Source organism: Pseudomonas mohnii (assembly GCF_900105115.1).
Classification (GTDB): Bacteria; Pseudomonadota; Gammaproteobacteria; order Pseudomonadales; family Pseudomonadaceae; genus Aquipseudomonas; species Aquipseudomonas mohnii.
The window spans coordinates 1,980,001-1,991,891 of sequence record NZ_FNRV01000001.1; the positions used below are offsets into that span (position 1 = coordinate 1,980,001).

Consider the following 11,891-nt stretch of genomic DNA (forward strand, 5'->3'; position numbering starts at 1 on the left):
CGCTACACAGGAAATTCCACCACCCTCTACCATACTCTAGCTTGTCAGTTTTGAATGCAGTTCCCAGGTTGAGCCCGGGGCTTTCACATCCAACTTAACAAACCACCTACGCGCGCTTTACGCCCAGTAATTCCGATTAACGCTTGCACCCTCTGTATTACCGCGGCTGCTGGCACAGAGTTAGCCGGTGCTTATTCTGTCGGTAACGTCAAAATTGCAGAGTATTAATCTACAACCCTTCCTCCCAACTTAAAGTGCTTTACAATCCGAAGACCTTCTTCACACACGCGGCATGGCTGGATCAGGCTTTCGCCCATTGTCCAATATTCCCCACTGCTGCCTCCCGTAGGAGTCTGGACCGTGTCTCAGTTCCAGTGTGACTGATCATCCTCTCAGACCAGTTACGGATCGTCGCCTTGGTGAGCCATTACCTCACCAACTAGCTAATCCGACCTAGGCTCATCTGATAGCGCAAGGCCCGAAGGTCCCCTGCTTTCTCCCGTAGGACGTATGCGGTATTAGCGTCCCTTTCGAGACGTTGTCCCCCACTACCAGGCAGATTCCTAGGCATTACTCACCCGTCCGCCGCTGAATCAGAGAGCAAGCTCTCTTCATCCGCTCGACTTGCATGTGTTAGGCCTGCCGCCAGCGTTCAATCTGAGCCATGATCAAACTCTTCAGTTCAAACATCTTTGGGTTTTGAGAAAACCCTAAACTTGGCTCAGCAATCGTTGGTTACATCTTTGATTTCTCGCGGAGTAACTTGTGATGCTGATAATCTGTTGACTAGCAGTCTGACTCCACAAGCACCCACACGAATTGCTTGATTCAGTTGTTAAAGAGCGGTTGGTTAAGATCTTTCGTCTCAACCGAGGCGCGCATTCTACAGCAGCCTCATTTGCTGTCAAGTGATTATTTTCAGAAGTTTTCAAGGATTCCTTAACAACTTCAACCACTTGCGCCTTCGATCTCTCGTCAGCGGGAGGCGAATTCTACAGCGTTACTCGCTGCTGTCAACACCTCTTTTTCAACTTCCTTTCGACTTCGATGACCTGAAGCAACCTGCTGCCGAAAACTGCGCAACTCATTGTTTATCAAGGAGTTTTCCGTTTCGACTGCGCCGGAAGTGGGGCGAATTATAGGCTTCCAGAATCTGTCGTCAACCACTGATTTGGGTTTTCTATCAATTACTTGCAGAAGACAGGGCAAGATCACCTTCTCTTCTATATAGAAGAGATCACCAGTGTCTGAAGAATTCTATGGCCACGGTCGGTTCGTGTTGCGTGGTAGGCGCCAGTGCCTGTCCACCTGATGACATGCGCGGCGAGCAGCGACATGGATTTTCCGTAGTGACCGACGAAGTGCGCAACCTGGCGATGCGCACTTGGGAGCCGGCCAACTGATTCAGACTATGTTCGAAAACCACTCGCTCAGGGCCCACGAGGACCTTGAGCAGGTGGTTGTTCGAGGTACAGGCTCAGGCTCACTATCGGACCGCTTGCATGCTGCCCGTTTCGTTCAAGCGGATATGCCAGCTCAACGCCTGGTTGAGATCGTGAGGAGTATGCCCGCCCAAGCGGCAAGCAGCGGTGAAGTAATCGTTGAGTGCCTCCTGGTAGTCCGGGTGCACACAGTGATCGATGATGATTCTGGCTCGTTCCCGAGGCGCAAGCCCCCGCAAGTCAGCCAGTCCTTGTTCGGTTACCAGAATGTCGATGTCATGCTCTGTGTGGTCGACGTGGCTGACCATGGGCACTACGCGAGAGATTTTCCCGTCCTTGGCAATTGATTTAGTCACGAATATCGACAAGTGGGCGTTGCGGGCAAAATCCCCCGAGCCGCCAATGCCGTTCATCATGTGTGTACCGCCGACATGGGTGGAGTTGACGTTGCCATACAGGTCAAACTCCAGCGCGGTGTTGATGGCAATGATCCCTAGACGCCGGATGACCTCCGGGTGGTTGGAGATTTCCTGTGGGCGCAAGACCAGGCGCTCGGCGTATTGCCCCAGGTTCTTGAAGACCCGCTCGCCACAGGCACTGGAAAGGGTAATGGAGCACCCCGAGGCAAATTTCAGCTTGCCGGCATCCAGCAGATCAAAGGTGGAATCCTGCAATACCTCGGAATACTGAACCAGGTCGTTGAACGGGGCGTCGATCAAGCCGCACATCACTGCGTTGGCGATGGAGCCCACCCCCACTTGCAGCGGCGCCAGGTTTCTCGGCAGGCGCCCCATTTCCACCTCATTCTCGAAAAACCGAACCAGATGATTGGCAATGGCCTGAGTGTCGTTGTCAGGCGGCAACATGGGAACGGCCGCCTCAGCTGTGTTGCTGATAACGATGGCGGCGATGCGTGACGGGTCGATCTCGATAGCATGGCTGCCAATGCGGCTGTTTGACTGGAGAACAGGAATCGCGCCACGGTGTGGACGGTTCTGGGGTTGGTAGATGTCATGCAGCCCTTCAAAATGAGGACTGCTCGCCAGGTTGAGTTCAACGATGACCTGCTTGGCGGCCAGTGCCAGGCTGGCCGAGTTGCCCACCGACGAGGTGGGCACGATATGCCCCTGCTCAGTGATGCACACTGCCTCGATAACCGCGATATCCGGGGTCGGCAGGTAGCCACCGCGCAACTGCTCGACCACTTCCGAGAGGTGCTGGTCGATAAACATCACCTTCCCTTCGTTGATTGCCTTGCGCAACACAGGGTCGCCCTGAAAAGGCATGCGCCGGGCTAACAGACCCGCTTCGGCCATCAACCCGTCCAGACCATGGCCAAGGCTGGCGCCGGTGATCAGGTTGATTTTCAGCGGGTCGCGCCTGGCCTGTTCGATCAAGGCCAGGGAGACTGCCGTGGCGTCTCCGGCACCGCCAAAACCACTGATGCCGATGGTCATGCCGTCTTTAATGAGCAGGGCGGCCTGTGGTGCACTCATGATTTTGTCGTGCAGGGAAGCCAGCCGGATACGCGCAGCGTGCATGGAAAAAACCTCGAAGGTAGGGAATAGCAGGCGGGTCACCGGACATCTGCCACTCAACCGGTAATCACGCCCATTCCGGGCAGTGCCACTGAGAGGCACTGCTCGTCGGATTGTTCGTTAGTCTGGGCACAAGCGAAGGCCGAGACGATTAAGGCAGGCGTCGCCAAGGCGTGTGGCGAAGGCCATCACCTGGATCGCTCAGGCCCGCGCAGGGTCAGAACTGCTCATCGTCCAGCGCCATGATGCTTTTACTGCCACCGCCAATCGCCGCCAGCAGCGCGTGTACGCGAGGCAGCAGTTGCTCGGCATAGAAATTGGCAGTAATCAGCTTGGCACCCAGGAACTGCGGATCACCATTGCCCGAGTCCAGCAGAGCTTGAGCACTGAGTGCCGAGCGGGCCATCAACCAGCCGCCACTCAGGTAGCCGAACAGCATCATGAAATTGACGCTGATGCTGCCCGCCAGGTGGGCGTCGTTTTGGGCATTGTCGAGGAGCACGCGCAGAGCGGCGCGACCTGCGCACAAGGCATCGTCCAGTGCCTTGGCCTGATGGACCAATGTGGCCGAACCTTGTAGCTGGGCGACGGTTTCACCGATTTCGTCCAGTAAACGGGTGAGCAGTTCGCCTTGGTTGAGCAGGGTCTTGCGCCCGACCAAGTCCAGTGCCTGGATGCCGGTGGTGCCTTCATAAATGGTCAGGATACGGGCATCACGGTAGTGCTGGGCTGCGCCGGTTTCTTCGATAAACCCCATGCCGCCGTGAATTTGCACACCGAGCGAGGTCACCTCTTGCGCCATTTCTGTCAGCCACCCTTTAACGATAGGTGTGAGCAGGTCGACGCGACCTTGATGGACCTTCGCCGTCTCGGCGTCAGGCGCGTGAGCAGTGCGGTCCACTTCGGCAGCGGCCACCAACGCCAGGGCCCGCATCGCTTCGATGGACGACTTCATCTGAAGCAGCATGCGACGGACATCGGGGAAATGGATGATAGAGAAACGGCTGCCATCCTTGCGAGTGCCTTGCAGACGATCTTTTGCGTACTGACGCGCCTGCTGATAAGCCCGCTCCGAGATGGCCAGCCCTTGCAGGCCAACGCTTTGCCGGGCGTGGTTCATCATGGTGAACATGCAAGCCAACCCTTGGTGCGGTTCGCCCACCAGATAACCGATGGCTCCGCCGTTGTCGCCAAAGCTCATGACGCAGGTCGGGCTGCCGTGGATGCCCAGTTTATGTTCCAGGGAGATGCAGCGGGCATCGTTACGTGCGCCGGGCTCGCCTTGAGCATCCAGCAAGAATTTAGGCACCAGGAATAGGGAAATCCCTTTGACGCCGGCCGGTGCATCCGGCAGCCGGGCCAGTACCAGATGGACAACGTTGTCCGTCATCTGGTGGTCGCCCCAGGTGATAAAGATTTTTTGCCCGCTGATGAGGTAGTGGTCACCCTGAGGAATGGCGCGGCTCTTGATGGCGGCCAAATCCGAACCGGCATCGGGTTCGGTGAGGTTCATGGTGCCAGTCCATTCACCGCTGACCAGTTTGGACAGGTAAGCCTCGCGCAGGGCGGGCGAGCCATGGTGCGCGATCGCTTCAATCGAGCCTTGGGTCAGCATCGGACAGAGGGCGAAGGCCATATTGGCCGAGTGCCAGATCTCACTGACAGCGGTGCCAATCACGTTGGGGAGGTTTTGGCCGCCCCAGGCTTCAGCGGCGGTCAATGAAGGCCAGCCGCCAGCCTGGAATTGGTGGTAGGCGTCGGCGAACCCGGGAGCTTCCTGCACGCCTTGCTCATTCAGGCGCGAGCCTTGGGTGTCGCCAATCCGATTGAGTGGTGCCAATACCCCGGAGCCCAGTCGACCGGCTTCGGCCAGAATCGCGGAAACCAGCTCATCGTTGACGTCGTCCAGATGGGCCGACGCGCACAAGGCTTCAAACTCGACCAGTTCTTTGAGCACGAACGTGGTGTCGCGGTAGGGGTGGGTGTAATCACTCATTTTTGTTTCCTCACTAAAACGATGCGTTAGGCAGACCGCCTGTGTCAGCCACAGCGGGGCAAACGACTGGGTAATAACGGGCGTGCTTCAGTGTCGACCTGAGTCACGTCAGGCCTTGGCTGATAGCACTCGGTAATCGACTAAATTGGCCATGTTCACGGACCTCTTACTTCAAACGTTACGCACCAGGTGGCGCCGGTAATGACCACGGCGTCGCAGATGCAAAGACGTTCATTGGTGCCGTGCCCGGCCCGGGAACCGGCGCGGCAATTGGCGCGTATCGGGAAGGCTGTGCGTCGCAGCGGCGTACGTACACACTGCAACGGTGGCGCGCCGACTTGTCTAGCGTGCGGTTTTTCAGGCGGGATGCATCTGTTTCGGATGCCGTCACGTTCTGGCGGACGGTAACCGCGTCGACTACTTGCACGTGCACGGACGGGCTTCCTTGGAGGCAATAACAGCGCTCTGACCGGGTCAGACAGGCGTCTACAGGTGGCGGCTAGCTTCTATCGGGAGGCCCCTCGGCGACAATAACGAAACCAGTCTAAAAATAGACATTATCGGACAGCACTTAGGCGATAAACTGAACGTACACACAGCAGGAATCTGCCTCCGATGGGCATCGAACGCTATTCAATCTCTATCCATTTCGCCCGAATGCTGATGAATGCCGGCCACCGTCTTCAGCTCGACGAAGCGGTGCTGCTCAAGGAAGCTGGCCTTAACCAGCGCATGCTGGAAAATGCCCATCTGCGGATCACGCCTGACCAATTCAGCCGCCTGATGCGGGCCGTCTGGCGCCTGGCTGACGACGAGTTTCTTGGCATGGGCTCGCAACGCTGTCCACAGGGTGTCTTTGCCATCATGGCCAAACAGGTCATTCATTCGCACAACCTGCATTCGGTGTATTACAAGCTCAGCCACTTCTACAACGTGATCAATGACTCCCTGCATCTGTCACTCGACATCGTTGGCGATGAGGCGTTTTTTTCGATGGCGCTCAAGGACCCGGCCAAAGACCAGGATTACTTGTTGAGAGGTTTCCTGTTGCTGCTGTGGCATCGATTTCCCAGCTGGTTGATTGGCCAGCGGATCCCCCTGAAACAGGTCGCGTTTGACCATCCTGCACCCAAACACCTGACCGAATACCGCTTGATGTTTCCTTGCCCGGCGAAGTTCGACCAGGCCGTGACCTGCCTGGTGTTCGATGCCGCGATACTCACGGCACCGTTGGTGCAAACGCCCGAGACCCTCGGCCATCACTTGAAGCGGGCACCATTCGACTGGTTCACTCGCCCTGCCTATTACCCGGTTTATACACGGCGGGTACTGGATCATTTGGAGCGTTCCGAGGACCTGGCTGAAACAACCATTCAAAGTGCCGCCCTTGAATTGCACCTCACCGAGAGAACGCTCAGGCGAAAACTCGCGGCCGAAGGCAGCCAATTTCAACGACTCAAGGACGGAGTGCGTCGCGACATGGCGATCCACTACCTGAGCCAGACGTCGATGTCGATCAGCCTCATTTCCCAAATGCTGGGTTTTTCCGAGCCGTCCGCGTTCACCCGAGCGTTTCGGCAATGGACCGGCGAGCTACCCAAGAACTACCGAGACGTGGCGCGCCAAAAGAAATAGCCCTCAGTCTCTTTTCGGACGGTTCGGTGAGCTCTGCTGGTCTGAATCAATCGCTGCCCCGTTATCGCCGCCACCAAGCCCCGCCCTCCCCCCCGGCCCAGCCTCTTATCCATATTGCTACGCCGGTTTCCGCAAAAGACTTAATGCATCATGTTGTATAGTCTTTGGCCAAACTGCATCCGGTGATTCATGCCTTACCCCTTCGACGCGATCACTCACACCTATCTGGGCAGCAACGTTTACTCCCAACTGCGCAACGCCTTGATCACGGGCAGCCTCAAGCCTGATGATCGACTGCGCATCCGGGAGCTGGCCAGCCAGCTGGGAACAAGCGTCACCCCCGTGCGAGACGCCATTCTGCAACTGGCGAAAGAGAAAGCGCTGGTGCTCAAGACCCCCAAGGACATTCGAGTACCGGTGCTCGACAGTGCGGCCTATCTGGAAATCCGCACGCTAAGGTTGAATCTTGAAGGCCTTGGTGCCGAAACCGCCGCGCGGCTTGCAACCTCAAACGACCTTAAGCGCATCGACGCCAACATTCAGCTCAACCTCGAAGCCATCAACAATAGCGACCTTCCTGAAGCGCTACGCCTGAATAGCGAGTTTCACTTTTTGATCGCGGAAGCTGCACGCATGCCTTTGCTGCGCAGCTATCTGGACAGTCTGTGGATGCGCGCAGGACCGCTGATCGCACAGGCGTATGCGCATTTCTCCCTGACCATGGCCATTGAACACCATATCGAAGTACTCAATGCCCTGCGTCAGCAGGATGCGGCAGCCGCCAAACACGCAATCCAAGCGGACATTCTCGACGGCAATCAAAAAATGCTGGAGTTCATAGCCGTCAGTCAGGAAGCGGCTTCCTGACGAAACGATCCCTGATGCCCCTATTGACTACTTGCACGCCTGAAAACATGATGCATCAAACTTCAATTACGAAGAGCCGTGCTCATGAGCGAGAAAAAAAAGCTACTGTTAACCGGCGCCAGCCGCGGCATTGGCCATGCGACGGTCAAGCATTTCAATGCGGCCGGCTGGGAAGTATTCACCGCCTCCCGGCAAAGCTGGGTCGCTGAATGCCCTTGGGCGGAAGGCTTGCTCAACCATATCCATCTGGATCTTGAGGACATCGACAGTGTCAGCGCCAGCCTGGCGACCATTAAGGAAAAACTCGGGGGACGGCTTGATGCGCTGGTAGACAACGCTGGCGTGTCACCAAAAAGTCCGGAAGGTGGTCGACTTGGCGTGCTGGAAACCGATTACGCCACGTGGTTGAAGGTGTTCAACGTCAACCTGTTCTCTACCGCCCTCCTCGCTCGCGGCCTGTTCGATGAACTGAAAGCCGCCCAGGGCAGCATCATCAATGTCACGTCCATTGCGGGTTCCAAGGTGCACCCTTTTGCTGGCGTTGCCTACGCCACTTCCAAGGCGGCGCTCTCGGCTCTGACTCGGGAAATGGCCTATGATTTCGGCCCGCACGGGGTGCGGGTCAACGCCATTGCCCCCGGCGAAATTGACACCTCCATCCTGTCTCCGGGCACCACCGACATCGTCGAGCGACTGGTACCCATGAATCGCTTGGGCAAACCGGAGGAAGTCGCCTCGCTGATCTACTTCCTCTGCACCAGCGGCGCTTCTTACGTAAACGGAGCGGAAATTCACGTCAATGGTGGCCAGCATGTCTGATGCCATCATGGTCAAGGGGTGTTGCACCGAATTGATGACCACCCAGGCGCCAAACGTGTCGCCTGCCGAAGCACTGGAAATCGCTGATCGGGTATACGGCCTCAAAGGCACGCTGAAGCTGCTCAATGGCGAACGCGATGCCAACTTTCTCATCCGGTCCAACCGCGGCGCCTTCGTCCTGAAATTCATCAACCCAGCCGAAGATCCCGGCGTCATCAGCTTCCAGACCCAGGCGTTGCTGCACATCGAGCGGCACGGTGCGCACCTGCCGGTTCCGCGTGTGCTGCCTGCACTCAGTGGGGAGGTTGAACCGAAGGTGCTGGTGAGCGAGCAAACACTGACACTGCGCACCGTCAGCTACCTGGACGGTATTTCGCAGAATCTGGGCAAGCCCAGCGTTGCGCTGATGCGCGAACTCGGTACGTCCCTGGCCGAAATCAACCTGGCCCTCAATGACTTCCAGCACCCTGCCGCTCATCGCGATCTGCTCTGGGATGTCGGCCACGCGGAGCGAATCAGGCCGTATCTGGATAACCTGGACGTCGATCAACTGCCATTGGTTTGCGCCCTGCTGGACAGCTACGAGACTTCGGTAAAACCGCGTCTGGCCAAACTGCGTGCGCAGGTGATTCATAACGATCTAAACCCGCACAACGTCATGCTCGACTGCGAAACCGCCAGCCGCGTTGCGGCCATCATTGACTTCGGCGATGCCCTCCACGCCCCGCTAATCAACGAATTGGGAACGGCTCTCTCATATCAGTTCGACGCCGACGCCACCGACCCACTCTGGCAGATCAAGGCCTTTGTCGCCGCCTACCACGCAAAGATCCCGTTGCAGCGCGAGGAGCTGGCTGTACTCGGCGAACTCATCGCCATGCGCATGGCCATGGCCATTACCATCGCCCAGTGGCGCGCCAGCCTGTATCCGGAAAACCGCACCTACGTCCTGCGTAACCTGCGCACCACCTGGCGCAATCTGCAATGCCTCACCGCCTTGCCCGAGGGGTTGCTGACCCAAAGCCTGATCAACGCCTGCACACCGGAGGCTCCATGAGTTCATCCACCGCCGCTGAACTGATCGCCCGTCGCCAACGCGCACTGGGCGCCAGCTATCGATTGTTTTACGAGGAACCCTTCGCGCCGGTGCGGGGTGAAGGCGTGTGGCTGTACGACAAAAACAATGCCGCCTACCTGGATGCCTATAACAACGTGGCGTCCATCGGTCACTGCCACCCCGCCGTGGTCGCAGCCATTTCCGAGCAAAGCGCCCTGCTCAATACCCACACGCGCTATCTGCACCCATCGATCGTGGAATACGCAGAAGACCTGCTCAGCGAGTTTCCCCCGCAGCTCGATAACATGACCATGACCTGCACCGGCAGCGAGGCCAACGATCTGGCGTTGCGCATCGCACGATGCCACAGCGGCGGAACGGGCATCATTGTCACCCGCTGGGCCTACCACGGCGTGACCAGCGCATTGGCCGAGGTATCGCCATCGCTGGCCACGGGCCTCCCCACCGCCAGCCATGTGCGCCTGGTGGAGGCCCCGGATTCCTACCGCCGAACCGCCGATTTCGTTGCCAGCGTCAAAGCGGCCGTGCAAGACATGCAGGCGCAAGGCATCAAACCTGCGGCGCTGCTGGTCGACAGCATTTTCTCCAGCGATGGTGTGTTCAGCCCCGCGAACGGCGAACTGGCCGCTGCCGCGCAATGCGTGCGAGACGCCGGCGGACTGTATATCGCCGATGAGGTGCAGCCAGGGTTCGGCCGCACCGGTGGGCAGCGCTGGGGGTTTGCCCGTGAATCAGTGATTCCGGATCTGGTCACGCTGGGCAAACCCATGGGTAACGGCCATCCAGTTGCCGCGGTGGTCGGGCGCTCGGCGCTGTTCGATCAATTCGGTCACCAACAACGTTATTTCAATACGTACGGGGGTAACCCGGTGTCCTGCAAGGCTGCGCACGCGGTACTGCGGGTACTGCGCGAAGAAAACCTGCAAGCCAATGCCCGCGATGTCGGCAGCTATCTCAAGGAGGGGTTGCGCAAACTGGCCGAGCGCCATGAAGTCATTGGCGATGTACGCGGCGAGGGGCTGTTCATTGGTGTCGAACTGGTTGCAGACCGCGAGACGCAAGCCCCGGCAACAGTTGCCGCGGCGGCGGTCGTCAACGGCATGCGCCGCCGTCAGGTGCTGATCAGCTCGACCGGCCCCATGGCCAACATCCTCAAGATTCGCCCACCATTGGTATTTGCCCGCAAGCATGCGGACCTGCTGGTCGAACGACTGGATGCAACGTTGAACGACCTGCGCTGAACGTCACGCTTTACCGGCGCCGATTTGGCGGAGCCAGCCTCGGCGCCCGCTACAGGTCCTGATATGGGGTAATCCGGCATCGATTCAGGCGTCCAGACACACCACCGGGGCGCTGGTCGACGCGCATTAATGCAAATACCCGTCAATCCAGGACTGGTAGCTATAAGGAGGGATAAGCAGTGCGATGGGCGTAGTGACCGAAGCAGACACCGAGAGCGGTCAACTGCAATAGCTGAAAAATGAGAGGGTGGCTGGATATATGGTGTCCCAGGGCAGGTTCGAACTGCCAACCTTCCCCTTAGGAGGGGGATGCTCTATCCAATTGAGCTACTGAGACACAAACTGCCCGCAAGAATTTGCGGAGCAATGGACGGCGTGCATGTTAACGGGCAAGCATGGCTTTGTCATGTCGTCCTTAGGCATTTTAAGTGTAGGCATACGCCACGCAGGATCGCGAAATTTGCTGAGGAAGCCAAAAAAGATCCCTTGACGCTCCTTTCACCCAGACAGCTCGAGGATGCTACATCATACAAATCTAGTCGCCATCCATCCTAAATCGCTCTGAGTATGCACTTGGCCCTAGTAAATCGGCCATTTGCCACTATCCTGTAGGAGCAAGGAACAGCGATTGAATTCGCACGAAAGGCCCTTCAGATATTATCGACACTCTCAGTCGGGCAAAGGACGCGGCCAGCAATACGGACCCAGACCACTTTCCAGACCCGTCCGTATTTCTGATAATTGGTGCTGGCATAATGCCTTTATCCAGTTCAATATTTGTCACAGAATTGACGCCAATGATCTGGCTCAGTGAGGCATGATGCGAGCCTCTATCAATTCAGGTTGAACATTTGACCAGAGCGCTTGTCCTATCAGACATCCTGCGGTCAATCCCGAAAACCGCTCCCCTGAACTAACCGGTTAAATATATGCGCCCATTGAAACAGGCAATTTATTCCAGCCGTACGGCTGACAAGTTCGTCGTACGTCTGCCAGACGGAATGCGTGAACGCATTGCCGAAGTGGCTCGCAATCATCATCGCAGCATGAACTCCGAAATCATCGCGCGCCTTGAACAGAGCCTTATTCAGGAAGGCGCACTGGGCGAAGAACTAAGCATGCGCCTGGACAGTCCAGAGCTCTCATTGCACGAACGTGAATTGCTGCAGCGCTTCCGACAGCTATCCCACCGCCAGCAAAACGCTCTCGTTTCGTTGATTGCCCATGATGCGGAAATGGCCGCGGACGCCTCCTGACTCACACAGAAAATCTCAA

At 57.5% G+C, this 11,891-nt stretch carries 9 protein-coding genes, 1 tRNA gene and 1 rRNA gene (1 of these 11 running past the window's edge); 7 read left to right on the forward strand and 4 right to left on the reverse strand.

Features of this window, described 5'->3' with window-relative positions; genetic code table 11:
• Positions 1-684 (reverse strand): 16S ribosomal RNA (locus BLV61_RS09295) (it extends 853 nt beyond the left edge of the window).
• Between the two features lie 575 nt (positions 685-1,259).
• Between BLV61_RS09295 and BLV61_RS31290 the strand changes: the two genes are divergently transcribed.
• Positions 1,260-1,403 (forward strand): hypothetical protein, encoded by a 144-nt coding sequence (locus tag BLV61_RS31290; protein ID WP_161793939.1) that lies wholly within the window; start codon positions 1,260-1,262, stop codon positions 1,401-1,403.
• An 83-nt stretch (positions 1,404-1,486) separates the two neighbouring features.
• On the opposite strand, the gene BLV61_RS09305 is transcribed toward BLV61_RS31290, so the two are convergent.
• Together BLV61_RS09305 and BLV61_RS09310 are read right to left on the reverse strand one after the other, a co-directional pair.
• Positions 1,487-2,983, reverse strand: coding sequence for a succinate CoA transferase (locus BLV61_RS09305; protein WP_090464377.1), 1,497 nt, complete (start codon positions 2,981-2,983; stop codon positions 1,487-1,489).
• Positions 2,984-3,197: 214 nt separating this feature from the next.
• Positions 3,198-4,976, reverse strand: a complete 1,779-nt coding sequence (locus BLV61_RS09310) for an acyl-CoA dehydrogenase family protein (protein WP_090464379.1) — start codon at positions 4,974-4,976, stop codon at positions 3,198-3,200.
• 615 nt (positions 4,977-5,591) lie between these two features.
• Here BLV61_RS09310 and BLV61_RS09315 point away from each other — a divergent pair.
• The 5 genes from BLV61_RS09315 (at position 5,592) to BLV61_RS09335 (ending at position 10,616) form a co-directional block, all read left to right on the forward strand.
• A complete protein-coding gene (locus BLV61_RS09315) occupies positions 5,592-6,611 on the forward strand; it encodes an AraC family transcriptional regulator (RefSeq protein ID WP_090464382.1) in 1,020 nt (339 codons plus the stop codon).
• 189 nt (positions 6,612-6,800) lie between these two features.
• Positions 6,801-7,478 carry a GntR family transcriptional regulator gene (locus BLV61_RS09320; protein WP_090464385.1) on the forward strand — a complete coding sequence of 226 codons (678 nt, stop codon included), beginning with the start codon at positions 6,801-6,803 and terminating at the stop codon, positions 7,476-7,478.
• A gap of 84 nt (positions 7,479-7,562) precedes the next feature.
• Positions 7,563-8,297: an SDR family NAD(P)-dependent oxidoreductase gene (locus tag BLV61_RS09325; protein WP_090464388.1), complete on the forward strand. Its 735-nt coding sequence runs from the start codon at positions 7,563-7,565 to the stop codon at positions 8,295-8,297.
• Positions 8,290-9,354, forward strand: a complete 1,065-nt coding sequence (locus tag BLV61_RS09330) for a phosphotransferase (protein ID WP_244159836.1) — start codon at positions 8,290-8,292, stop codon at positions 9,352-9,354. Before BLV61_RS09325 ends, BLV61_RS09330 begins: the two co-directional genes overlap by 8 nt.
• Positions 9,351-10,616 (forward strand): aminotransferase class III-fold pyridoxal phosphate-dependent enzyme, encoded by a 1,266-nt coding sequence (locus tag BLV61_RS09335; protein WP_090464395.1) that lies wholly within the window; start codon positions 9,351-9,353, stop codon positions 10,614-10,616. Before BLV61_RS09330 ends, BLV61_RS09335 begins: the two co-directional genes overlap by 4 nt.
• A 260-nt stretch (positions 10,617-10,876) precedes the next feature.
• On the opposite strand, the gene BLV61_RS09340 is transcribed toward BLV61_RS09335, so the two are convergent.
• Positions 10,877-10,953, reverse strand: a tRNA-Arg gene (locus tag BLV61_RS09340).
• Between the two features lie 592 nt (positions 10,954-11,545).
• Between BLV61_RS09340 and BLV61_RS09355 the strand changes: the two genes are divergently transcribed.
• A complete protein-coding gene (locus BLV61_RS09355) occupies positions 11,546-11,872 on the forward strand; it encodes an Arc family DNA-binding protein (protein WP_003178899.1) in 327 nt (108 codons plus the stop codon).
• Positions 11,873-11,891 lie beyond the last annotated feature (19 nt).

What these genes read in the sequence shown, in the direction of transcription:
- BLV61_RS09335 (WP_090464395.1), top strand. Translation starts at nt 9,351, where the DNA reads ATGAGTTCATCCACCGCCGCTGAACTGATCGCCCGTCGCCAACGCGCA.
- BLV61_RS09310 (WP_090464379.1), bottom strand. Translation starts at nt 4,976, where the DNA reads ATGAGTGATTACACCCACCCCTACCGCGACACCACGTTCGTGCTCAAA.
- BLV61_RS09325 (WP_090464388.1), top strand. Translation starts at nt 7,563, where the DNA reads ATGAGCGAGAAAAAAAAGCTACTGTTAACCGGCGCCAGCCGCGGCATT.
- BLV61_RS09330 (WP_244159836.1), top strand. Translation starts at nt 8,290, where the DNA reads ATGTCTGATGCCATCATGGTCAAGGGGTGTTGCACCGAATTGATGACC.
- BLV61_RS09305 (WP_090464377.1), bottom strand. Translation starts at nt 2,983, where the DNA reads ATGCACGCTGCGCGTATCCGGCTGGCTTCCCTGCACGACAAAATCATG.
- BLV61_RS31290 (WP_161793939.1), top strand. Translation starts at nt 1,260, where the DNA reads ATGGCCACGGTCGGTTCGTGTTGCGTGGTAGGCGCCAGTGCCTGTCCA.
- BLV61_RS09320 (WP_090464385.1), top strand. Translation starts at nt 6,801, where the DNA reads ATGCCTTACCCCTTCGACGCGATCACTCACACCTATCTGGGCAGCAAC.
- BLV61_RS09355 (WP_003178899.1), top strand. Translation starts at nt 11,546, where the DNA reads ATGCGCCCATTGAAACAGGCAATTTATTCCAGCCGTACGGCTGACAAG.
- BLV61_RS09315 (WP_090464382.1), top strand. Translation starts at nt 5,592, where the DNA reads ATGGGCATCGAACGCTATTCAATCTCTATCCATTTCGCCCGAATGCTG.